Here is a 22,853-nt window from a genome sequence, read left to right as displayed (position 1 = left end):
TACCGTACCCCGCTCGTGATGCTTCTGTGATCTGAGCGGGGTACGGGTGGCCGAGGCCACACCCGGGGATCAGATGCCGTCTCCGGTACCGGAGCCGGCGTTGCCGCGCCCGCCGAAGCCGGGCCCGCGGCCATCGAAGCCCTGGTCGGGGCCGTTGTACTGGCGGTGCACGCCGGGGCGGCCATCCCGCGGACCGTGGTGGCTCGCGGCGGCGATCCCGCCGACGATCCCCGCGCCCACGAGCATGCCGAGCACCCCGACGGCGACGAGCTGGGTGGCCCGGTGACCGACGAACCGCCGGAACCCGCCTGCCTGCCGCGGGGCGGCCTGGGGTGGGCCCCAGGCCGCGTAGGGGTGGCCTGGGGCGGGTTGGCCGGGCTGACCGGGCTGGCCGGGCGGCGGGGTGGGTGGTGGCTGCTGGCCGTGGACGGCGGTCTGGTCGGCCGGGGTGCCCGGCGTGGGTTGGCCGGACGCCGCCGGGTCGGCCGGGGCCTGGCCGGACGCCCCTGGGCTGGCGGCACCTTGCGCGGCAGCCGGGGACGGCGAGGCGGCGGGCTCGGCGGCACCTTGCGCGGCGGCGGTTCCCGCGGCGGCCGGCTGGCCAGGCCCGGCGGGCTCGGAAGCAAACGCGGCCGTCGGAGCCGGCGAGGCGGCAGGCGCCGGGCTGGTCGGAGCCGCCGGCTCGGGTGCGGGGGCGCTCGGCTCCGGAGTCGCCGCGGTGGGGGCGTCGGGCGTCGGGGTCGAATGCTCGACTGTCGGCTGGTCGGCTCCGTCCGGGGCCTTCGGCTCGCGCGGCTGGTCGTTCATCATCGCTCCTGTGGTCACGGGGACGGGCGCAGTGCCCGCCCCCACCACCTCAGGGTGCGCCCGTCAGCTGTGCGTGACCTGTACCGAAGCTGTCGATTCGCGAAGAGTCACAGGTAGAACGACAGGAACAGGGTGATCACCCAGGTCGCGCCCAGCACCTGCAGGATGCGGTCCTTGAGCGCGATCTCCTCCGGCTCGCCCGCGATGCCGCCGTCGACGTCCACCGCGTACCTCAGCACCGCCACCAGGAACGGGACCATCGAGATCAGCGCCCACACCGAGTTGTGCTCGGTCTGGCGGATCTCGAACGCCCACAGGCAGTACGACATGATCAGGATCGCCGCCGAGGTCGCCCAGACGAACCGCAGGTAGCTCGCCGAATACTTCTTCAGCGACGAGCGGATCTTCGCTCCGGTCCGCTCGAACAGCATGATCTCCGCGTAGCGCTTGCCCGCCACCATGAACAGCGAGCCGAACGCCGTGACCAGCAGGAACCACTGGGACAGCGCGATGCCGCCCGCCACACCGCCGGCGATCGAGCGCATCAGGAAGCCCGAGCCGACGATGGCCAGGTCGACCACCGGCTGGTGCTTGAGGCCGAAGCAGTAGCCGAGCTGGACGGCCTCGTAGACGCCCAGCACGACCGCCAGCTGCCAGCTGGCGAGGAACGACACGCCGAGGCCGGCCAGGAAGAACACGACCGCGGCCCCGTACGCGACGGGGACCGGCACGATGCCGGCCGCGATGGGCCGGTTGCGCTTGGTCGGGTGGGCGCGGTCGGCCTCGACGTCGATGGCGTCGTTGATGAGGTAGACCGAGCTCGCCACCAGCGAAAAGGCCACGAAGGCGATGACCGCGTCGATCAGGAGACCGGTGCGGTCGGTCGACTTCGAGAACGCGAAGAACGGGGCCGCGAAGACCAGGACGTTCTTCACCCACTGCCGCGGCCGCGCCGTCTTGATGACGCCACCGACCAGGCCGAACGGCCCGCGTGACACACCAACCTCAGGAGTCACGGCAGTTTCGTCGCTGTCGCGCTGCTCGGTCGTCTCGCTCATGGGTTCTTCTTCAGCTTCCGTCGTATCAGACCACCGACGAGCCCCCCGAGAGCTGCACCGGCCAGAACGTCTGTCGGATAGTGAACGCCGAGCACGAGCCTCGAGGCCAGCATCGGCGGTACCAGGGCGGGCACCAGGTTACGCCCGGTCAATCCGGAGTAGAGCACCGCCGCCGCCGTAGTGGACGTCGCGTGCGACGACGGGAAGCTCAGCTTGCTCGGCGTGCCGACCAGGACCTCGACGCTCGAGTGGTCCGGTCGCGGCCGCCTGACCACGCGTTTCACCGCGATCGACGCCGCGTGCGCCCCGACGACACCCGCCGAAGCGACCAGCCAGTCCTTGCGCCGCTCCTTGTCGACCACGGCCCCGATCAGGCCGAGGCCGAACCAGCCCAGCGCGTGCTCGCCGAAGTGCGACATGCCGCGCGCAGCCTTCACCGAAGCTTCACTCTTCAGAAAGCCCTGCGCCTTCGCGAGGACCGCCACCTCGCCGGCGGGCTGCCCCTTCTCAAGCATCGAGGGACCCGTCGAGCGGCGCACCGTCGGTCAGGTGCGGGGCGATCTTGTTGTCGAACGCCGACAGCGCCGAGCCGATCGCCATGTGCATGTCGAGGTACTTGTACGTGCCCAGCCGGCCGCCGAACAGCACGTTCTTCTCGCGGGCCTCGGCCTTGGCCAGCTCGCGGTAGGCCTCGAGCTTCTCGCGGTTCTCCGGCGTGTTGATCGGGTAGTACGGCTCGTCGTCCTCGCCCGCGAAGCGGGAGTACTCGCGGAAGATGACCGTCTTGTCCTTGGGGTAGTCCCGCTCCGGGTGGAAGTGCCGGAACTCGATGATCCGGGTGTAGGGGACTTCCTGGTCGTTGTAGTTGACGACCGAGGTGCCCTGGAAGTCACCGGTCTCGGCGACCTCGGACTCGAAGTCGACGGTGCGCCAGGTGAACTTGCCCGCCGAGTAGCCGAAGTAGCGGTCCAGCGGCCCGGTGTAGACGGTCGGGGTGCCCGCCGGGATGTGCGCGCGGACGTCGAAGTAGTCGACGTTCAGCCGGATCTCGATGTTCTCGTGCTCGGCCATCTTCTCGAGCCACGCGGTGTACCCGTTGACGGGCAGGCCCTCGTAGGTGTCGTTGAAGTACCGGTTGTCGAAGTTGTAGCGGACCGGCAGGCGCGTGATGATGTTCTCGCCCAGGTTCTTGGGGTCGTTCTCCCACTGCTTCGCGGTGTACCCGCGGATGAACGCCTCGTAGAGGGGGCGGCCGACCAGCGAGATCGCCTTCTCCTCGAGGTTCTGCGCGGCGGAGGTCTCGAACTCGGACGCCTGCTTCGCGATCAGCTCGCGCGCTTCGTCCGGGGTGTGCGACTTGCCGAAGAACTGGTTGATCAGGCCCAGGTTCATCGGGAACGAGTAGACCTGGTCCTTGACCCGCGCGAAGACGCGGTGCTGGTAGTTCGTGAACTCGGTGAACCGGTTGACGTACTCCCACACGCGCTTGTTCGAGGTGTGGAACAGGTGCGCCCCGTACTTGTGCACCTCGATGCCCGTCTCCGGGTCGGGCTCCGAGTACGCGTTGCCGCCGAGGTGGCTGCGTCGCTCGAGGACGAGGACCTTCTTGCCGAGCTCGGCCGCGGCCCGTTCGGCGACCGTCAGGCCGAAGAAGCCGGACCCGACGACGACGAGGTCGTAACCTGCGAAATCGTCTTCAGTAATCTTGGCGGGGTTCGTGTGCGCGCTCACGGGCGTCGAGGGTACGCAGGTCGGTCGCACGGCCCGCACCCACCTATCACATTTCGGCCTACGACACACCTGGAAAGCAGTGCCTGCACCCGAGGACTTCTGGAGCTACTTCGGCGCGGTGGCCACCTACCTGGCCGTGCTGGCGGTCCCCGGCGGGGTCGCCGGGTGGGCCGCCGGCCTGCGCGGCTGGGCCCTGGCCGGCCTCGCGCCGCTGCTCAGTTACGCCATCACCGGCCTGGCCGGCCCGTGGCTGGCGATCACGCACATCCCCTACGGCTCGCTCAGCGTGGCCGCGGTCACCCTGCTGCTCGCCGCCGTGCTGTACGGCCTGCGCCGCCTGGCCACCGCGCGCGGCTGGCTCACCCCGGGCGCCGAGGAGCCCGCCGTGCCCTGGACGCGCCGGGCCCACCTGGCCGTCGGGGGCTGCGTCGCGATCGCCGTCGCCGTGTCGATCGCCGTGGTCGTCTCCGGCCGCGGCGGGACGACCGCGGTGTTCCAGCGCTGGGACACCGTCTTCCACGCGAACGGCATCCGCTACATCGCCGAGACCGGCGACGGCTCGCTGACCGGCATGGGCACCATCAACTGGTACCCGGCCGGCTCTTTCTACCCGAACGCCTACCACCTGGTCGGCGCCCTGGTCTACGAGTTGTCCGGGACGTCGATCCCGGTCACGCTCAACGCGATCACGATGCCGATCGCCGGCCTGTTCGCGCTGGCGATGGCCGCGCTGGTGCGCCAGCTCGGCGGCCGCGCGGTGTTCGCCGGCAGCGCCGCGCTGGTCGCCGGCGGCGCGACGACCGGGGCGTACGAGTCGGTGTCGAGCGGGCTGCTGCCGTTCGCGCTCGGCATCGTGCTGACGCCGCTGGCGGTGATCGCGCTGCAGCGGTTCGTCGCGCGGCCGGGCGTGGACACCGGGGCGGTGCTGGCCCTGACCGCGACCGGCCTGCTCGCCGCGCACTCCAGCGCGCTGTTCGGGGCGATCCTGTTCGCGTTCCCGCTGGTGGTGCAGCGCTGGTACCGGGCGCTGCGCGGCCGCCGCGTCGACGGCGTGGCCGAGGGCAAGCCCGCCTGGCGCGTGGTGGGCGGCGACGTGCTGCGGATGGTGCCGGTGATGGTCGTCGCCGGGCTGCTGGCCGCCCCCATGATCCTCGGCGCGATCGGCTTCACGTCCGGCTCGTACCCGTACTACGCCTGGGGCTCGCACATGCCGGTGTGGAAGGCGCTGGCCATGCTGGCGACCTTCAAGCAGGTGCTGCCGGTGCCGCAGATCTGGCTGACGGTGTTCCTCGCCATCGGCGTGCTGACGCTGGTGGCCCTGCGGCGGATGCGCTGGCTGGTGCTCTCGGCGCTCGGGCTGTCGGCGTTGTTCGTGGTCGTCGCCTGCTTCGGCGGCGAACACTGGGTCATCTCGCTGTCGCGACCCTGGTGGAACGACCGGTTCCGGCTGATGGCGCTGGCGTCGATCCCGCTGTGCCTGCTCGCCGCGCACGGCATGAGCGAGACCCAGCGGTGGCTGGCGAAGCTCGCGAGCGGACGCGCCTGGGTGCGCGCGCGGCCGTGGCTGACCGGCCGGGTGGGGCTGGCGACGGCGGTGCTCCTGGTCGTCGCGATGGGCGTGCTGACCGGCGGGTTCTACCGCGCGGCCAACGCCAAGACGGTGTCGCTGCTCTACTACAACGGCCTGCCCGGCGAGGTGGTCCCGCCGGTCAGCCAGGACGAAATCGACGCGATGGACCACCTCGGCACGCTCGGCATCCCCGCCGACCAGAAGGTGCTCAACGACCGGCTCGACGGCACGGCCTGGATGTACGCCCTGACCGGCGTGCACCCGGTGGCCGGCCATTACGACGCCGGCGTGGCCCCACCGGACGCGCTCTACCTGGCCAAGCACTTCGTCGCCTACGACAGCGACCCGCAGGTGCGCGCGGCCGTTCAGCGGCTGAACATCCACTACGTGCTGGTGGGCAGCGGCACCATCCGCCGGGACACCCCCATCGCGTGGGGCCTGCAGCACCTGGACGGGCACGACTTCCTGCAGGTCGTCTACCGCAACCCGGGTGCGGTCATCTACCGGATCGTGAAGTAGAACGCCCTCGTGGCCGCGGCGCCCCTCCGCGGCCACGAGGGCCCCCGCACCCCCGGGGTGATCTCGGTCGTCTGCAAGGTATCGACGCCCGCGGACCGGCAATCGGTTTCCCGATCACCCCGATGTCACTCGTTCGGACTAGCGCAGCTCCGGCAGGACGTCGCTGGCGACCTGCTCCAGCACGGCTTCCCGGCCTTCGTAGGGCGACGACGACCGCGGCCAGTGCGAGATGACGTCGGTGAAGCCGAGCTCCTTCGCCCGGCCCACGGCGTCGCGGAACGCCTCCACGCTGCTCAGCGAGAACACCGGTGACGCGTCCAGGCTGAGGAACCGCTGGATGCTCGCGCGGTCGCGGCCCGCCGCGTCCAGCCGCCCGTCGAAGACCTCGGTGAGCTGCTCGATGCCGGCCCACCACTCGTCGGCGGTCTCGCCGCCCTTGCCGGTCGTCACCCAGCCCGCGCCGAAGCGCGCGGCGAGGGTCATCGTGCGCGGGCCGTTCGCCGCGACGACGAACGGCAGCCGCGGCCGCTGGACCGGGCCGGGCAGGTTGCGGGCCTCGCGGGCCCGGTAGTACTCGCCGTCGAAGCCGAACTTGTCGATCATGAGCAGCCCGTCGAGCGCCTCGACGAACTCGGTGAAGCGGTCGACGCGCTGCTTGGTCGTCAGCTCGGGGGCGCCGAGCACCGCGCCGTCGTAGCGCGTGTGGTCGACGCCCGCGCCGACGCCGAGGACGAACCGGCCGTCCGAGATGTCGTCGAGGGTGTTGAGCTCCCGCATGAACGGCACGGGGTGCCGGGCGACCGGCGAGGCCACGAACGTGCCGAGCCGGATGCGGGACGTCACCGTCGCCGCCGCGGTCAGGGTCGGGATCGCGGAGAACCACGGGCCGTCGACCAGGTTGCGCCAGCCGAGGTGGTCGTAGGTCCAGGCGTGGTCGAAGCCGTACTCCTCGGCGGCGCGCCACTTCGGCTCGGCGGCCCACCAACGATCTTCCGGAAGAATCACGATGCCAACTCGCACAATGCGAAAAGTAACAGTGAAGCGAAGCTTCTCCGTTGAGGGTGGTGGTGGGGAGGAGGGAGGAGACTATCGGTCACCACCGGCTGTCGCACGGATGGGAACGTCTTCGCCCGAACGAGTCAGGGACAATGACGGGGTGGAGAGACCTCAGTTGATCGCGTCCGACGTCGACGGCACCCTGCTCGGCCCCTCCGAATCCCTGACCGGCCGCACCATCGCCACCGTGCGCCGGGCGATCGACGCGGGCGTGCCGTTCGTGCTGGCCACCGGGCGGCCGCCGCGCTGGATCGCGCCCGTGGCCGGGCCCCTCGAGCTGACCGGGTACGCGGTGTGCGCGAACGGCGCCGTCCTGTACGACTGCGGCCGCGAGGAGGTCGTCGCGGTGCACGGCCTGCTGCGGCCTGAGCTCCTCCACGACATCGCGCACGCGCTGGACAAGGCCCTGCCCGGCTGCCGGCTGGCCACCGAGCGCGTGAGCACCGGCGCCGACCACGACATGCGCAACTTCGTGATCGAGCCGGACTACCACAACCCGTGGGGCGACGGCGAAGGCCGCACCGCGCCGCGGGCCGAGGTGCTCGGGCACCCGGCGATCAAGCTGCTGGTGAGCCACCGCGGGATGTCGTCGGAGGAGATGGCGGACGCGGTGAACGCGCTGTTCGACCGGGACGTCGACGTGACGTACTCGTCGTCGGGCGGGCTGGTCGAGCTGTCCGCGCACGGCATCACGAAGGCGACCGGGCTCGCCGACGTCGCCGGGCGGCTCGGGGTCGAGCCCGAGCGGGTGATCGCCTTCGGCGACATGCCCAACGACGTCGAGATGCTCCGCTGGGCCGGCCACGGCGTCGCGATGCAGAACGGGCACCCGCAGGCGCGGTCGGTGGCCGACGAGATCACCGGCCCGGCCGGCGAGGACGGCGTCGCGCAGGTGCTTGAACGCTGGTTCTAGCTGGTTCTAGCGGCGGTCGAGCTCGGCCGCTTCGGCCGGGGTCGGCGCCGTGCCGCCCAGGTGGGCGGGCAGCCACCAGCGTTCCTCGTCGGACGCCGGCTGGTCCGGGTACTCGGCCTGGGCGCGGTCGAGCAGCGCGCTCATCCGGGTGCGCAGCTCCTTCGTGACGACGTCCCAGTCGTCCCCCTTCGCCGGGTGCATCGGCTCGCCGATGAGGATCGAGATCGGCACGTGCCGGCGGGTCAGGTCCTTCGGGCGGCCCTTCGTCCACAGCCGCTGGGTCCCCCACAGCGCCATCGGCACGACCGGGACGCCGGCCGCCGCGGCCATCCGGACCGCGCCGGACTTGATCTCCTTGACGGTGAACGACTGGCTGATGGTGGCCTCGGGGAAGACGCCGACGACCTCGCCGGCCTGCAGCTTCGCGAGCGCCTCGCGGTAGGAGGCCAGCCCGGCGGAGCGGTCGACGGAGATGTGGTGCATCCCGCGCATCAGCGGCCCGGCGATCTTATTGTCGAAGATCTCCTTCTTCGCCATGAAGCGCGTCAGCCGCTTGGCCGGGCGCGCACCGAGCCCGCAGAAGATGAAGTCCAGGTAGCTCACGTGGTTGCACGCGATGACCGCGCCGCCGCGGCGCGGGATGTGCTCCGCGCCCTCGATCCGGATGCGGTTGTCGAGTACCCGGAACATCGTCCGGGCCGCCGCGATCACGGGCGGGTAAACCAGGTCGGCCATCCGGCCAGGTTACGGGACCGTAGGTTCGGCGCGGCGGTTCAGCGGGGAAGAACACAATACGAGCGCGAGCAAGAGCGAAAACAGCGCGACGGACTGGTGCTTAATGCCTTCGATGCCGTCGCCGAGGGCCGCGGTGCCGAACTGCGTCACCGAGACCGCGAACAGGAACGCCAGCACGACGCCGAGCGCGTCCCGTCGCCGCGACCAGGCCCTGAGCAGCACGAACAGCCAGATGGGGACGAGCGCGAACAGCCCGAGCGGGGCGAGCAGGCCGGTCAGCCACGACACGACCGGCACCCGGTACTCCTGCGCGTGCGGCGGGAAGCCGGCGTCCCGGTCGAAGCTGCCGAGGTAGTCCGGCCGGGCGGTGAGCTGGTCGGTGGCGGCGCGGTCGAGCACGGCCAGGGTCCGGCCGGGGTGGGTCGCGAAGTACGTCACGACGTTCCGGCGGCTGATCCGGTCGCGATAGCGCGGGTACAGCGGGTCCATCGTCGCCGGGTGCGGGTGCCACCAGCCGTTGCCCGCGTACTGCGCGAACGACGGCGGTAGTCCGAGGGCGGCCAGGTCGGCCTGGGTGTCGTGCCTGCCGTCGACGATGTTGAGGAAGATCGAGTTGAAGACGTTGATCTCGCGGGAGTCGTCGCCCGGGAAGGCGCTGTAGGTGCCGTCGGGCGCTCGCGCGGGCTCGACGCTCTGCTGCGCGGAGAGCGTGACGGCGCCGATCGCGGAGATGACCAGCACGGCCGACACCCACCGCTTGGCGCCGCGCAGCGTGCCCGGCCGGACCAGCAGGATCGCCAGCGCGAGGATCGGCAGGATGATCAGCGTCTGGACCTTGGCGTTGACTGCCAGGACGCCGCCCGCGAACGTCACCGCCATCCCCGCGTAGCTCCATCGGCCTTCGCGGGCGGTCAGGAGCAGGCCGCCGACGGCCAGCAGCAAGCCGAGGAAGGCCGCGCCTTCGCCGAGGATCGCCGCGAAGTAGCCGAAGAACGCCGAGTCCGCGACGACCAGCAGGAGCCCGGCCGCCACGAAGACCCGGGTCCGGCGTGGGTGGGGCAGGCCGAGCACGATCGCCGTGATCGCCGCCGCGGCGATGACGCTGCTCAGCAGGCCCAGGATGACCAGGCTCAGCGTGCCGTGGAGGCCGATCAGGCGTCCGACGCGGACGGCCAGGTCCGCGAGCCAGCTCTGCGTCAGCAGGTACGTCGGCCGGCACGGCGGTCCCGGCGCGGGCGGGTAGGTGAGGTGGACGAACGGCTCGGGCAGGCCCTTCCAGGTGATCCCGGCGCCGCACAGCACGCGGCCGCCGTCGCCGTTGTTCGACATCGCGATCGGGCGCGGCACCAGGAACCGCACCACGAACAGGGCGAGCGACGCGCCGAACACCCCGATCCCCAGCCGCGCTTCCGCGCCCAGCTGCCGGTCCGGGGCCTCGAGCTTCACGAAGGACAGGGTACGTAGCGGAAGTCCGGGCCCTTGTCGAGGTCGGCGACCAGCGACTTGGCCTGTTCCGCCCGCGGGTACACCGAGACCCAGTAGGGCGTGCCGACGCGGCGGAAGGTCGCGACCTCGTACTTGCCCGCGTACACCGGGTCGATCACGCAGTGCTGGCGGTCGGCGTAGCCGCCTTCGGCGGGCACGGCGACGGTCGGGCGGCGGCTGTTCACCACGTAGTCGTAGTCGGTCGAGACGCCGCCGTCGTGCTGCCCTTCGCGGGCGATGTGGTCGTCGGTGCGGCCGAGGACGTCGATGATGAGCAGCTGCCCGCCGTGGGCGGCGAGGGCGCCGGGCGCGGCGGCGCTGACGACGGAGCCGGGCGGCAGGTAGTCGCCGAGCCAGTCGCCGATCTCGGCGAGTTCGGTGCCGTGCGAGTGCCAGACGCGGACCCGGTCGAGCATTTCGGGGCTGAACACCGAAACGAGGACCGCGATGCCGGCGAGCCCGCAGGCGGTCACCGGGACGAGCCGCGGTGTGACGGGCTTCGGCCACGGCGACGGCTTCACGACGACGTCCGCGGTCAGCACGCCGTACGTCCCGGCGGCCGCGACGGCCAGCAGCGGCGGGATCGGGGCCAGCAGCCGCCACGACGGACCGGGGTCGCCGCCGATGAGCACGGCCGCCGCGGCCAGCCCCGCGGCCATCGCGAACAGCAGCCAGAGCAGCGCCCGAGCCTCGACAGCTTCGGTGCGACGCAGCAGGAGCGCGACCGCGGCGACCAGGCCCAGCAGGAGGAACCCCTGGTGGGCCAGGGCGAAACCGGCGAGGTACGGCCAGCCCGTGGCGAGGTGCTCGCCGAACGGCCCGCCGAGCTTCGCGGCCAGCGGGGCGGGGAGGAAGTGCTCGTAGAACGTCGCACGCCAGGCCAGCCGCGGGATCAGGAAGACCAGCGCGCCCAGCACGTACCCCACCGGCGCCCACCAGCTGTGCTTCTCCTTGAGCGCGGCCCCGGCCAGCCACAGGCCGGCCAGCACGGCGACGACCAGGCCTTCCGGGCTGGTCATCACGGCGAAGGCGACCAGCACCCCGGCGACCACCGGGCGGCGCGCCGCGAGCGCGTACCCGACGGCGAGGACGAGCAGCACGAACAGCGGGACTTCGGAGCCCGAGGCGCCGTAGACGGCGAGGCCGCCGGCGCTCGCGGTGAGCACCGCGGCGGCCACGCCGATCGCGGGTCGCGGCGCGGCGCCGGCCGCGGTGACGATCCGGTTGGCCGCGAAGTACGCCAGCAGCACGCAGCCGAGCGCGGCGAGGACCCCCAGGACGACCGCCGTGGTGCGGACGTCGGCGCCGAACGCGGCACGCGGCAGGGCGACCAGGACCAGCCAGAGGAAGTTCGTGTACCCCTCGACGCGTTCGCCGGGGTTGAACACCGGGCCGTTGCCGTCGGCGATGTTCTGCGCGTAGCGGAAGGTGACCAGCGCGTCTTCGGTGACGGTCGCGAACAGCAGCTGGTGCAGCAGCGAAAGGCCGAGTGTGAGGGTGAGGACGAAGGCACGCAGGCCGCGTTCGGCGTCGAGGCGGGTCCAGGTCAGCACCACGATCGCGGCGACGACCAGCCACGCCACCACGACCGCGTAGACCACCCGGCCCCCTCCGCCTCGCACCGCACCCGCCCGGCCGGCTCCCCGGCCAGGTTATCGATCATCGGCGGCGAAGTGTTTCGCGTGGATCGATCACGGGACCGAATGGGGGTGGATCACTTCGCCGGCGACAGTCAAGCAGGGAAATTCGCCGGTCAGAATAACCCGATCGGGTGTCGCCCCGGAGGGCCGAAGTGACGTCCTGAAAAAGCGCCGATCGGGGTATCCCGCCGACGCGACGAGCCAGCCATTCCCGGCTTAGTCTCCACCGTGCTCTCCGCAGGCATCGCCATTGTCGTCATCGCCGGGCCCGGTCTCCTGACCGGTCTCGCGGCGGGTTTGCGCGGCTGGGTCCTGGCCGGGATGGCGCCGTTGCTGAGCTACGCCGTCGGCGGGCTGACCGGTCCGTGGGCCGCCGCGGCCGGGCTTCCCTTCACGCCGCTGACGTACGCGGTGTCGACGGTCGTGTTCGCCGGGATCGCTTTCGGCGTCCGGAAGTGCACAGTGCGCGGCCGGTCGCCGGAGCCGCCATTGTGGACGAGAAGTGGACACCTGGCGGTGCTGGCCTGCCTGCTGTTCGCGGCCGCCGCCGGGGTCTGGGCGGCGCTGCTCGGCCTGGGCCGGATCGGGGCGCTGCCCCAGGGGTTCGACGCGGTCTACCACGGCAACGCCGTCCGCTACCTCGCCGACACCGGCGACGGCAGCCTGTTCGGCACCGGTCACGTGAACTGGTACGGCGACGCGCCACCGGTGTTCTACCCCAACGCCTACCACCTGCTGGCGTCGGTGACGTACCGGCTCGGCGGCGGGTCGGTCCCGGAGACGCTGGACGCGAACACCGTGCTGCTGCCGGGCCTGCTGGCACTGTCGCTGGTGACGCTGGTGCGGGAGTTCCGCGGCCGGGCCGTGCTCGCGGGCGCCGTGGCGCTGACGGCGGTGGCGCCGGTGATGGGCGTCTACGAGTCGATGAACCGCGGGCCGCTGCTGCCGTTCGCGCTGGGTGTGACGCTGACGCCGCTGGCCGCGGTGGCGCTGCGGCGGTACCTGGAGCGGGCCGCGCCGGACACCGGGCTGGTGCTGGTGCTGGCCGCGGTGGGGCTGCTGTGCATCCACCCGTCGACGTTGTTCGGCGGAATCCTGTTCGCGGGCCCGATGCTGGGGCAGCGCTGGCTGGCGGGGTGGCGCCGGCTCGGCCGCGACCTGCTGGTGTTGCTGCCGATCGCGGTGGTGTCACTGCTGGTGGCGTGGCTGCAGCTGTTCGGAGCGCTGGGGCTGGCGTTGCCGTACTACGGCTGGCCGAGCGAGTACCGCGCGTCCACGGCGTTGGGCGCGCTGCTGGGGTTCCAGCACTTCGAGCCGCACCCGCAGGTGTGGCTGTCGATGGCGGTGTTCTTGGGGATCGTGTTCTTCGCGCGGGCGGGCGAGCTGCGCTGGATCGGCCTGACGGCGTTGGTGACAGGGTTGGCGTACGTGGCGGTGGCGTCGTCCAACGCACCGATCGTGATGGCGCTGTCCCGGCCGTGGTGGGACGACCCGTTCCGGTTCTTCTCGATGGCGGCGGTCCCGCTGTCGGTCTTGGCGGCCCACGGCTTGGCGTCGGCGCAGGCGTGGCTGCGTGACCGGCTGCCGTCGCGGGTCAAGGCGGTCTCCTTGCTGGTCCTGCCGGGGTTCGTGCTGCTTTCGAACGGGCTGTACGTCCGGTCGAACGGCGACCAGGTGTACCCGGGCTACCAGGCGGCGGACCCGGCGACGCTGCACGTGACACCCGGCGAGCAGGCCGCGATGCGGGCACTCGGCACTCTGGCCACGCCCGGCGAGTGGGCGATGAACGACCGGTTCGACGGAACCGCGTGGACTTACGCTTTGGCGGGAATTCGAACCGTCGCCGGGCATTTCGACGAAACTTCCCCACCATCGGACGCGGTGTTGCTGGCGAATCGATTTCGAAACTATTCGACGGATCCGGCGGTGCGGGCGGCGGTACGCCGGTGGAACATCCATTGGGTCATTTCGGGAAAGCCGTCGGGCGACCCGGGCCAGCCTTATCAGCCGGGGCTGACCGGTTTGGCGGGCGAACCGTTCTTGACGGTGGTCTACCGCAACCCGGACGCGGTGGTCTACCGCCTGACGCCGTGAGTTGTCCACATGTGCGCAACGCCTGTGGACAACCTGGGGACAACGTCAGGCAGGCGTGCCCAGGCGGACGACACGGCGGGAGGTCAGGCGGGGGTGGCGGCCGAGCGGGCGGTGCGGGCGGCGACCGCGGCGAAGCCGGCCGTGAGCAGGTCGGCGACCGTGAACATCACGCGGGAGGCGACCGCGAACGCGGTGGCCTGGCCGACCGTCAGGCCGCTCGCCGTCAGGACCGCCACCTGGGCCACCTCGCGGACACCGACGCCGCTGGGGAGGACGAACGCGAAGGTGCCCACCGTCATCGCCACCGCCATCGCGCCCACGCAGAGCACGAAGCCGCTCACGCCCGGGGTGCCCACCGAGTTGGCCAGGAGCCAGAGGTGGACGCCCTGCAGGCACCAGGCCGCCGTCGAGGCGCCGAAGACCTTGCCGATCACCGCCCAGCCGAGCGGGTGGGCCAGCGGGGGGCGGCGGAGGATCCGCAGGACCAGGGACGTGCCCCAGGTCAGGATCTTCGGGTGCAGCATCGCCAGGCCGAGCGGGATGAGCACGAACAGCCACAGCGCGCGCGGGCTGTTGCTGAACACCGCCGGGGCCGCCAGGAGCGACACCACCAGCGCCGACACCACACCCACGCCGAGCTGGATCAGGGAGCCCGTGAAGATCCGGGCGCGGGCCAGGCCCGCCTTGCGGCCCAGCTCCATCTGCAGCAGGTACGCCCAGACCGAGCCCGGCACGTACTTGCCGAGCGAGCCGACCAGGCAGATCTGGGCGCCGCGGGCGTAGCCGATCGGGGCGCCCAGGTCGTCGACCATCACCTGCCAGCCCCAGGTCGAGACCAGGATGGCCGCGACCAGGGCGACCAGGCTCAGCAGGGACGACTCCCAGGCGACGTCCCGCAGGGTGTGCCAGAACTCGCCCCAGTTGGCCGCCAGCTGTTTCGCCGCGAAGCCGAGGACCAGCAGGATCGCCACCCACCGGACGACGTCGAGAATCTTCGCCCGGGTGGACTTCGGCGGCTTTCCCGCCGCCGGCAGGTCCTCGACTGTCGTCATCGACGGCTCTCCTCAGGCCTGCACCGTGACCAGGCGGCTGAACTCGGAGAGCAGATCGTAACCGTCCCACACCGCCGAGAAGGTCAGGGCGGAGCCGAACGGCACGATCCGGTCGACGCCGCGGCCCGCGAGCTCGTGCGCGAACGCCGTCAGCTCCTCGGCCGTGAAGCCGAACTGGCTGACCGTCTGGTCCTTCCGGAGGACGATCGGCACCAGGTCGGCCAGCGACGACACCCGCGCGTTGGCGAACGTGCCCGCGCCGAGCCACTCGCGCGGCAGCACCGCCGGGTCGGTCAGCTCGAGCGTCGCCAGGCCGTTGCCCTGGAACTCGATCTCCTTGACCAGCCCGTCGACCGCCGCACCGTACGCCGAGACGCGCTTCTGGACCGCCATCGCCGGCTCGGTGACGTGCTGCTTCGTCTCCAGCACCGACGCCAGAAGCGTGCGGAACTCATGACCGGCCGCCGTCGCACCCGCTTCGTCGCCGACCCAGAACACCGCGCGCGGTGACGAGCAGGCGGCCTGGTCGAACCAGTACGAGTCGTTGTAGAAGCCCTCGGCCGCCGCGCGGCGCTCGGCCTCGGACGCCCGCTGCCAGCCCGCCACCGACGCGACGGCGAAGGACGAGCGGTCCGGGAACGTCAGGTCGCGCGCGTGCGGGGCCAGGGGGTACTTCCGCAGGGCCGCGACCGAGCCGTCGCCGCCCCAGATGACCCGCAGGTCGGCGGCCAGCGACAGGGCGCCGCTCACCTCGTCGCTGCGGTCGTAGGTCACCATCCGCTGGGTCGCGCGCACGGCGTCGGCCACCGACGAGTCCACTTCGGACAGTGCCGCGTTCAGTGCCTCCAGCACCGCCTCGGCGGCCCCGGCCGAGCGCGACGAGACCCGCACGACGTTGTGGTTGCCCGCCAGCGCGGACAGCGCCCACGAGTAGACGAAGATCGTGTCGACGTTCGCCGGCGGCACGTGGAAGACCAGCCCGCGCGGGAACCGCAGGGCGTTCCCCGAGGTGTCCAGAGTGGACAGTGCTTTAGCGATTTCGCCCTTGCGCAGGAAGAAGCCGAGCGACGCGAGCTCCGGGAACCGGCGCGCGGTGGCCGGGGCGAGCAGCTTGCGGGCGAACTTCGTGACGAACTCGACGATCCGCGGGTCGCCGACACGCAGCCGGCCGCCCGGCGGCGAGGCGCGCAGCTCGTCGACCAGGGAACCGACCTCAATCGGGGCCGAAGCGGGGAACCGCTGGGTCAGAGAAGTCACGCCGCCGCTCCCGAGAACGTGTCGGAGCACCCGCGGGCCTCCGCCTTCGGCAGCCGCCCGAGCACCGAGAAGTGCTTGCCCGGCCAGTCGCCGTCGTCGATGCCGTTGTAGACGCCGAGGTCTTCGGTCAGCAGCACGTGCCCCGGGTACGACCGCGGCAGCGTCGAGACGACCTCGATCACGCCCGGCTCCCCGACCGGCTGCTCTTCCCACGTCTCCGGGTTGCGGATCACGACGTCGGCGAAGTCCGGGCAGTACAGCGAGTTCCCGGACGGGCCTTCGAGGAACACCGTGCCGATCTGTTCGATCATCCCGTAGTAGTTGTGGATCCGGGTGAGCCCGGTGTCCTCTTTGAACCGCCGCCGGAACTCGGTGTTGTCCACCGCGCGGTCGATCAGCTTCTTCCAGCCGCCGCTGTGGATCAGGATGCCGTTCGACAGGTCGAGCCCGTGGTCGCGCGCGACCTCGTAGAGGTACAGCCACACCATGAACGTGAAGCCGAAGATCAGGAACGGCTTGTCGCCGTACTCGGCCAGGAACTTCTTGACCGCCTCGACGTCCGGCTGGTCGTTCTCGTCGAGCACGTACGTGTGCTTGCGGCCGAAATTGGCCATGCCCAGCACCCCCGCGCCGCGCGCGGAGAACGAGCGGCGGTTCTTGATGATGCCGATCGTGTCGACCATCAGCATCGGCAGCCGCTCGCCGCCGAGGACCTCCTGCAGCGTCGCGCCCAGCTGCTTGGTCTGCGCGCCCGCCGCCTCCTTGTCCAGGTAGATCCGGGACGCGCCGGCGCCGGTGGTGCCCGACGACGTCAGCGTCTTGAAGACCTCGCTGTCCGGGACGGACTTCAGGTCGTGCGTCTTGAACATCCGCACCGGCAGCCACGGCAGGTCCGCGATCGAGCCGAACCGCGCGTCCGAAGAGATCCCCAGCGAGGCCAGGATCCGGTCGTAGCCTTCGGAATTCGCCCGGTGGTGGGCCGTCAGCGAGGCCAGCTCGGGCAGCAGCAAGGCTTCCCGGTCGGCCTGCGACCGCGTGAACACACTCATACCCGCCCCTCCAAGGTCCGGTAGTCGATCTTGCCGCTGGCCAGCAGCGGCACGGTTTCGATCGGGCGGACGTCGAACCCGCTGGCGTGCAGGTGCAGCCGCTCGGCCAGCGCCCGCGACGCGTCCTTGCAGATGCCGGTGTCGGCGCCCTCGGCGAACAGCACGACCTTGTCGCCCGCCGCCACCGCGGCCACCACGTCGATCCCGACCGCCGCGGTGCGCACGGCCTGCTCGAGATCGTCGAGGCTGACGCGGTTGCCGAACACCTTGCCGATGCGCTTGAGCCGGCCGGTGATGAACAGGTACCCCTCTTCGTCGAGGTACCCGAGGTCACCGGTGGCCAGCACGCCACCGTATTCGTCGCCCTTGGCCAGTCCGGACTCGTCGTCCGCATAGCCCATCATCACGTTGGGCCCACGGTAGACGACCTCACCGACAATTTTCGGGTGCGTGGTCTCCGAGCCGTCGTCGCGACGGACCGCGAACCGGCCGCCGGGCAGCGCCGGCCCGGCGGAACCGAGCTTTTCGGCCAGCTTTTCGGCGGGCACCGTCGTCATCCGCGGCGCCGCCTCGGTCTGGCCGTACATCACGTACATCCGGCCGCCGACGGCGAGCATCTTCTCGTTGAACTCGGTGATCAGCTCGTCGCGCAGCTTCCCGCCCGCCTGCGTCAGCGTGCGCAGCGTCGGGTATTTCGCGGGGTCGAACTTGAGCCGCCGCAGCATTTCGTAGTGGTACGGGACCCCCGAGAGGGACGTGACGCCGTAGGTGTTCACCGCGTCCCAGAAGCCGCGGCCGAGCACGCCGGACGGCTCGATCACGACGGTCGCGTCCCGCACCAGGTGCGAGTTCAGCACCGACAGGCCGTAGCTGTAGTGCAGCGGCAGGCAGGTGGGCGCGACCTCGTCGGCGTCGATGTGCAGCACCTGCGCGATGGCGTCGGCGTTCGAAAGGATCGCCTGACGCGAGAGCCGGACGAGCTTCGGGTTGCCGGTCGAGCCGCTGGTCGGCAGCAGGACGGCGAGGTCGGGGTGCGGCACGACCCCGTCGGCCGACGAGCGGACCCAGTCGGCACCGCGGGCGGCATACCCGTCGGGCGCGTCACCCGAAGCCGACAGCACGGCCGCCGGCCGGAACCGTGAGACCAGCCCGGCCAGCACGTCCGCGTCCAGCGCCGGGTCGATCAGCGCGATCGCCCGCCCGGATTCGAACGCGCCCAGGTAGGTCAGCACGCTGTCCAGGTCGACCGACATCCGCGCGAACACGACGCCGGTGGGCAGCGCCGCCAGCTTCTCCATCGCCCGGCCGACCTCGGCCGACAGTTCCGCGCCCGCCAGCGTGCGGCCCCCGGCCACATCGACCAGCCGGGCTCCCGCACCCAACAGCGTCACAGCACCAAGCCTCCGTCGATCCCCAGCACCTGGCCGGTGATGAACGACGCTTCGTCGCTCACCAGGAACCGGATCGCGTTCGCCACTTCTTCGGGCCGGCCCAGGCGCCCGAGCGGCGTCTTGCCGGCGTTCTCCGCCTTCGCGTCCTCGCTCAGGCCCGAGGTGAGATCGGTCTCGATGACGCCCGGCGCGACCGCGTTGACGCGGATGCCGGACCGGCCGAGCTCCTTCGCCGCCGACCGCGCGATGTTCGCCACCGCCGCCTTCGACGCCGCATACACCGTCTGACCGGCACTTCCGTACTCGCCGACGATGGAGGCGAGCACGACGATCGCCCCGGACTTCTTCCGCATCATCGCCCGGGCCGCGGCCTGGACGGTGTGCAGCGTGCCGGCGACGTTCGTGCTCAGCGTCGTGTCGACGAGGTCTTCCTTGATCATGCCGAGGAGCGCGTCCTCCATGATCCCGGCGTTCGCGACGACGACGTCGAGCTTCCCGTGCTCCTTCGCGACCCCCCTGACCAGCGAAGACACCGCTTTGGCGTCGGTGACGTCCAGCGCGAGCCCGGAGGCACCCACGGAGGCGGCCGCTTCCTTCGCGCGAGCTTCGTCACGTCCGGTCAGCACCACCGTCGCGCCCGCCTCCACCAAAGCGCGGGCGGTGGCCAGGCCGATCCCCCGCGTCCCGCCCGTGACGAGCGCGACGCGACCGGACAAATCAGTCATTCTTCGACTGGAGCTCGGTGACCATGTCGACGGCGACCTTGAAGCTCGACATGTCGATGACCTGGTCGGTGTCGAACTCGACGTCGAACTCGTCCTCGATGGCCGCGACCAGCGCCATGTGGCCGACCGAGTCCCACGCCTCGATGTCGCGGTACTTCAGGTTCTCGACGTCGACACCGCCGTCGAGGTCCAGCGCCTCGACGAAGACCTCGCGCAGCTTGGGGGCGACTTCGGACATGCGTTGACTCCTAGTGCTCGTCGCGCGGGCGAGCGTCCCACGCCTTTACCAAGGTAGAGAGGTCGCCGGGCAGCGTGACGTCCGGGAGACCTTCCTTGCCCTTCAGCCACGGCCCGAGGGCCTCGATCGTCTCCTCGTCGAGACCGCGGCGGGACAGGCCCACCACGTTGACGCCGGTGACGCGGGCCGGGTTGCCGACGGCGATGGTGAACGCGCCGATCTCGCGCCGCACCGCCGAGCCCATCCCGATCATCGCGCCGGGCCCGATCACGACCTTCTGGTGCAGGATCGCGCCCATGCCGAGGTTCGCGCCGTCCCAGATGTGGCAGTGGCCACCCGTGACGGCGTTCGAGGCGATCGTCACGCCGTCGCCGACCAGGCAGTCGTGCGCGATGTGGGAGTTGCGGAGGTAGTAGCCGTCGCTGCCGACCGTCGTCGTCCGCCAGGTCCCTTGGTGGACACTCACGTACTCGCGGATCCGGTTGCCGCTGCCGATGACGACGCCGTGGCCGTCGTGATCCGGGTCACCGGCCGGCGCGTCTTCCCAAGCGGCGGGGTGCGGGCGGCTGCGGTCCTCGCCCGGCGTGCCGATGGTCACGTGCGGGCCGATCCAGTTGCCGTCCCCGATCCGCGTCGGGCCCGCGATCACCGCGAACGGCCCGATGACGTTGTCCTCGCCGAGCTCGACGCCTTCGCCGATGACGGCGGTCGGGTGGATGCGGTTGGCCACGGGCGGGTATCCGTTCGTCGGCGGCTGGGTACTGGGCGCGCTGCCGCGCCCGGTAACGTGTGGCCCGCGTTGCTGCAGGGCGGCCGGGCGCAGAACCGGCGGCTCACTGTACCGGACGCACCGAAATCGCCTGCCGAGAGAGACTGCCCATGATCCCCATCACTGTGGTCGACGTCCGCGACGCGGAGGACCTCGTCGTCGAGGTGCTGCGCTCCGGCGCCATCGCACAGGGACCGATGGTCAAGCGCTTCGAAGACGCCTTCGCGGCGGTCTCCGGGACGAAGCACGCGATCGCGGTCAACAACGGGACCACCGCGCTGGTCGCCGCCCTCCAGGTGCTGGACCTGCAGCCGGGTGACGAGGTCATCACCTCGCCGTTCACCTTCGTGGCGACGCTGAACGCGATCCTCGAGGCCGGCGCGACCGTCCGCTTCGCCGACATCCGGCGCGACGACTTCGCGATCGACCCGGACGCCGTCGCGCGCGCCGTCACCGACCGCACCAAGGTGCTCATGCCGGTGCACCTCTACGGCCAGACGGCGGACATGGGCAAGCTCGCGCCGCTGGCCGCCGAGCGCGGCCTGCAGGTGATCGAGGACTCGGCGCAGGCCGTCGGCGCGTCGTTCGAGGGCAAGCCGGCCGGTTCGTTCGGCATCGGCTGCTTCTCGCTGTACGCGACGAAGAACATCACCACCGCCGAGGGCGGTGTGATCACCACGGACGACGACGCGCTGGCCGACAAGCTGCGCGTGCTGCGCAACCAGGGCATGCGCGCCCGGTACCAGTACGAGGTCGCGGGCCACAACTACCGGATGACCGACCTGCACGCGGCCGTGGGCATCCCGCAGCTGGCGAAGCTCGACCAGCTGACCGCCGCCCGCCAGGCGAACGCGAAGCGGCTGTCCGAGGGCCTCGCCGGCACGCCGGGCCTCGACGTCCCGCAGGTGCTGCCGGGCCGCGAGCACGTGTGGCACCAGTACACCGTGCTGGTCGGGCCGCACGCGTTCCTCTCGCGCGACGAGCTGGCCGCGGCGCTCACCGAGCGCGGCATCGGCAACGGCATCTACTACCCCAAGATCGTCTTCGACTACGACTGCTACGCGGGTCACGACCTGATCCCGGGCGCGCGCGTCGAGGACTTCCCGGTCGCGAAGTCGGTCGCCGAGCAGGCGCTTTCGCTGCCGGTGCACCCGCACCTGACCGAGTCCGACCTGGACACCATCATCGAAACCGTTCGCGAGGTACTGGGCGCATGACGCATCGGATCGCTCTTGTCGGTACCGGGAACATGGGTTCCCTCCACGCCCGCGTGCTCGCCCAGAACGAGCGCGTCGACCTGGTCCGCGTGATCGATCCGCGCGAGGAAGCGGGCAAGGCCGTCGCCGACCGGTACGAAACGCAGTGGACGCCGGAGATCGGCGAACTGTCCGATGTGGACGCCGTGGTGCTGGCGTCGGCCACCGAGGTGCACTACGACCTGGCGCAGGAGATCTTCCGCCAGGGCAAGCCGATGCTCGTCGAGAAGCCGGTCTGCAACAGCTTCGAGAAGTCCCAGGAAATCGTTTCGCTGTCGGCGAAGAACGACATCCCGCTGATGTGCGGGCTGCTGGAGCGCTACAACCCGGCGGTGATGACCGCGCGGGCGCTGGTGAACGAGCCGGTGCACCTGATGGCCCGCCGCCACGGCCCGTACGCGCCCCGCATCAAGACCGGCGTGGCGTGGGACCTGCTGGTGCACGACGTCGACCTGGCGATCCAGTTCTTCGGCGGCGCGACCCCGGCCCGCGTGACGTCCGGCGCGGGGTACTTCCACCCGTCGTCGGTCGAGGGCGCCGAGGACACCATCGAGACGGTGCTGTCGTTCCCGACCGGCCTGGCCACGGTGTCGGCCTCGCGGCTGGGCCAGAAGAAGGTCCGCTCGCTGGTCGTCTCCGAGCTCGACCGGCTGATCGAGATCGACCTGCTGCGCCGGGACGTCACGATCTACCGGCACGTCTCGCACGACTCCGTCACCCCGGACGGCCTCGGCTACCGGCAGCAGACGGTGATCGAGATCCCGGAGCTGGTCACCGCCCGCGAGCCGCTGGCCACCCAGCTGGACCGCTTCTGCGACCTGCTCGAAGGCAAGATCGACGCCGACACCGAGCGCGACCTGATCCTGCCGTCGCACCACGTCGTCGAGCAGGTCCTGACGCAGGCCGCGGCCTAGCTCACCGGCACCGGGAACGCGGCCGGGCTCCGGCGGCCACCGGGGCCCACCGCGCGGACGCCGAAGAAGACGTTGTCCTTGGACAGGTCGATCTTCGCCGTCAGCGCCGGGCCGACGTTCGCGAGCGACCACGGCAGGGCACCGTTCACCCACGTGACCCGCGATGAACCCGGAAGTCGAAGGACTCCGGTAGATCGCCGTACTGGACGCCGTTGTCGACGCGGCTCGAGCCGACGATGTCGTCGGTGAACATCGCCTGGACATCGGTGCCGGCCGCCTTGAACCGCTGCGCCATGAACCGCGAGCAGTACAGGCCCTGTTCCTCGCCCGCGACGGCGGCGAAGACGATCGTCGCGGCCGGTTGCCGGGTCGAGAGCACCCGGGCCAGCTCCAGGGCGACCGCGACGCCCGAAGCGTCGTCGTCGGCGCCCGGCGCGTCCCCGGTGGAGTCCATGACGTCAGTCCGGCGCGAGTCGTAGTGCCCCGAAACGACGTACACGCGGCCGGGATCGGTGGCCCCGCGCAGCGTCGCGACGACGTTGGTGATCTGCGTCGGCACCGGGGAACGCTCGTCGAGAGGTCACGATGGACGTC

General features: G+C 71.1%; 22 protein-coding genes. 5 read left to right on the top strand and 17 right to left on the bottom strand.

Features of this window, described 5'->3' with window-relative positions; translation table 11 throughout:
- Positions 1–69 precede the first annotated feature (69 nt).
- The 4 genes from ACWEF6_RS27900 to glf form a co-directional block, all read right to left on the bottom strand.
- On the bottom strand, positions 70–807 hold the full coding sequence (locus tag ACWEF6_RS27900; RefSeq protein ID WP_449685641.1) for a hypothetical protein: 738 nt from the start codon (positions 805–807) through the stop codon (positions 70–72).
- A gap of 107 nt (positions 808–914) precedes the next feature.
- The gene (locus ACWEF6_RS27895) at positions 915–1,865 is read right to left on the bottom strand and encodes a decaprenyl-phosphate phosphoribosyltransferase (protein ID WP_310968151.1); all 951 of its coding nucleotides are present in this window, start codon (positions 1,863–1,865) and stop codon (positions 915–917) included.
- A complete protein-coding gene (locus ACWEF6_RS27890) occupies positions 1,862–2,380 on the bottom strand; it encodes a phosphatase PAP2 family protein (RefSeq protein ID WP_449674048.1) in 519 nt (172 codons plus the stop codon). The genes ACWEF6_RS27895 and ACWEF6_RS27890 overlap by 4 nt, the downstream gene beginning before the upstream one ends.
- Positions 2,373–3,596: a UDP-galactopyranose mutase gene (glf, locus tag ACWEF6_RS27885; protein ID WP_449685640.1), complete on the bottom strand. Its 1,224-nt coding sequence runs from the start codon at positions 3,594–3,596 to the stop codon at positions 2,373–2,375. Before glf ends, ACWEF6_RS27890 begins: the two co-directional genes overlap by 8 nt.
- Positions 3,597–3,675: 79 nt before the next feature.
- Between glf and ACWEF6_RS27880 the strand changes: the two genes are divergently transcribed.
- Entirely contained in the window at positions 3,676–5,685 is a 2,010-nt protein-coding gene (locus ACWEF6_RS27880; protein WP_449685639.1) for a DUF6541 family protein, read from the top strand.
- 138 nt (positions 5,686–5,823) lie between these two features.
- Here ACWEF6_RS27880 and ACWEF6_RS27875 read toward each other — a convergent pair whose 3' ends face one another.
- A complete protein-coding gene (locus tag ACWEF6_RS27875) occupies positions 5,824–6,705 on the bottom strand; it encodes an LLM class flavin-dependent oxidoreductase (protein ID WP_449685638.1) in 882 nt (293 codons plus the stop codon).
- Between the two features lie 151 nt (positions 6,706–6,856).
- Between ACWEF6_RS27875 and ACWEF6_RS27870 the strand changes: the two genes are divergently transcribed.
- Complete coding sequence (locus tag ACWEF6_RS27870; RefSeq protein WP_310968503.1) at positions 6,857–7,654, top strand: HAD family hydrolase; 798 nt, start codon at positions 6,857–6,859, stop codon at positions 7,652–7,654.
- 6 nt (positions 7,655–7,660) lie between these two features.
- On the opposite strand, the gene ACWEF6_RS27865 is transcribed toward ACWEF6_RS27870, so the two are convergent.
- From ACWEF6_RS27865 to ACWEF6_RS27855, 3 genes are read right to left on the bottom strand one after another with little or no spacing between them, the layout of a single operon-like run.
- Positions 7,661–8,389, bottom strand: a complete 729-nt coding sequence (locus ACWEF6_RS27865; protein WP_449685637.1) for a lysophospholipid acyltransferase family protein — start codon at positions 8,387–8,389, stop codon at positions 7,661–7,663.
- A gap of 9 nt (positions 8,390–8,398) precedes the next feature.
- A complete protein-coding gene (wsfD, locus tag ACWEF6_RS27860) occupies positions 8,399–9,835 on the bottom strand; it encodes a glycan biosynthesis hexose transferase WsfD (RefSeq protein WP_449685636.1) in 1,437 nt (478 codons plus the stop codon).
- Positions 9,832–11,475 carry a hypothetical protein gene (locus ACWEF6_RS27855; protein ID WP_449685635.1) on the bottom strand — a complete coding sequence of 548 codons (1,644 nt, stop codon included), beginning with the start codon at positions 11,473–11,475 and terminating at the stop codon, positions 9,832–9,834. Before ACWEF6_RS27855 ends, wsfD begins: the two co-directional genes overlap by 4 nt.
- Before the next feature lie 267 nt (positions 11,476–11,742).
- Here ACWEF6_RS27855 and ACWEF6_RS27850 point away from each other — a divergent pair, with 267 nt between their 5' ends.
- Entirely contained in the window at positions 11,743–13,608 is a 1,866-nt protein-coding gene (locus ACWEF6_RS27850; RefSeq protein ID WP_449685634.1) for a DUF6541 family protein, read from the top strand.
- An 83-nt stretch (positions 13,609–13,691) separates the two neighbouring features.
- Here the strand turns inward: ACWEF6_RS27850 and ACWEF6_RS27845 are convergent, their stop codons facing one another.
- From ACWEF6_RS27845 to ACWEF6_RS27815, 7 genes are read right to left on the bottom strand one after another with little or no spacing between them, the layout of a single operon-like run.
- A complete protein-coding gene (locus ACWEF6_RS27845) occupies positions 13,692–14,660 on the bottom strand; it encodes a lysylphosphatidylglycerol synthase transmembrane domain-containing protein (RefSeq protein WP_449685633.1) in 969 nt (322 codons plus the stop codon).
- A 12-nt stretch (positions 14,661–14,672) separates the two neighbouring features.
- A complete protein-coding gene (locus ACWEF6_RS27840; RefSeq protein WP_449685632.1) occupies positions 14,673–15,917 on the bottom strand; it encodes an acyl-CoA reductase in 1,245 nt (414 codons plus the stop codon).
- On the bottom strand, positions 15,914–16,966 hold the full coding sequence (locus ACWEF6_RS27835; protein WP_449685631.1) for a LuxE/PaaK family acyltransferase: 1,053 nt from the start codon (positions 16,964–16,966) through the stop codon (positions 15,914–15,916). The genes ACWEF6_RS27840 and ACWEF6_RS27835 overlap by 4 nt, the downstream gene beginning before the upstream one ends.
- Positions 16,963–18,357: an AMP-binding protein gene (locus ACWEF6_RS27830; RefSeq protein ID WP_449685630.1), complete on the bottom strand. Its 1,395-nt coding sequence runs from the start codon at positions 18,355–18,357 to the stop codon at positions 16,963–16,965. Before ACWEF6_RS27830 ends, ACWEF6_RS27835 begins: the two co-directional genes overlap by 4 nt.
- A complete protein-coding gene (locus tag ACWEF6_RS27825) occupies positions 18,354–19,082 on the bottom strand; it encodes an SDR family NAD(P)-dependent oxidoreductase (protein ID WP_310968164.1) in 729 nt (242 codons plus the stop codon). Before ACWEF6_RS27825 ends, ACWEF6_RS27830 begins: the two co-directional genes overlap by 4 nt.
- The gene (locus ACWEF6_RS27820) at positions 19,075–19,320 is read right to left on the bottom strand and encodes an acyl carrier protein (RefSeq protein WP_003096467.1); all 246 of its coding nucleotides are present in this window, start codon (positions 19,318–19,320) and stop codon (positions 19,075–19,077) included. Before ACWEF6_RS27820 ends, ACWEF6_RS27825 begins: the two co-directional genes overlap by 8 nt.
- A 10-nt stretch (positions 19,321–19,330) precedes the next feature.
- Positions 19,331–20,050 (bottom strand): UDP-N-acetylglucosamine acyltransferase, encoded by a 720-nt coding sequence (locus ACWEF6_RS27815; RefSeq protein ID WP_449685629.1) that lies wholly within the window; start codon positions 20,048–20,050, stop codon positions 19,331–19,333.
- Between the two features lie 149 nt (positions 20,051–20,199).
- Between ACWEF6_RS27815 and ACWEF6_RS27810 the strand changes: the two genes are divergently transcribed.
- Together ACWEF6_RS27810 and ACWEF6_RS27805 are read left to right on the top strand one after the other, a co-directional pair.
- Entirely contained in the window at positions 20,200–21,306 is a 1,107-nt protein-coding gene (locus tag ACWEF6_RS27810) for a DegT/DnrJ/EryC1/StrS family aminotransferase (RefSeq protein WP_449685628.1), read from the top strand.
- Entirely contained in the window at positions 21,303–22,259 is a 957-nt protein-coding gene (locus ACWEF6_RS27805) for a Gfo/Idh/MocA family protein (protein ID WP_449685627.1), read from the top strand. The genes ACWEF6_RS27810 and ACWEF6_RS27805 overlap by 4 nt, the downstream gene beginning before the upstream one ends.
- Here ACWEF6_RS27805 and ACWEF6_RS27800 read toward each other — a convergent pair.
- Complete coding sequence (locus ACWEF6_RS27800; protein WP_449685626.1) at positions 22,256–22,408, bottom strand: hypothetical protein; 153 nt, start codon at positions 22,406–22,408, stop codon at positions 22,256–22,258. The genes ACWEF6_RS27805 and ACWEF6_RS27800 overlap by 4 nt on opposite strands.
- Positions 22,405–22,818, bottom strand: a complete 414-nt coding sequence (locus ACWEF6_RS27795) for a M20/M25/M40 family metallo-hydrolase (protein ID WP_449685625.1) — start codon at positions 22,816–22,818, stop codon at positions 22,405–22,407. Before ACWEF6_RS27795 ends, ACWEF6_RS27800 begins: the two co-directional genes overlap by 4 nt.
- Positions 22,819–22,853: the final 35 nt, after the last annotated feature.

Source organism: Amycolatopsis sp. NPDC004772, assembly GCF_053601215.1.
The sequence above is the reverse complement of the archived record's forward strand: the minus strand, read 5'-3'. Positions and strand labels throughout refer to the sequence as shown.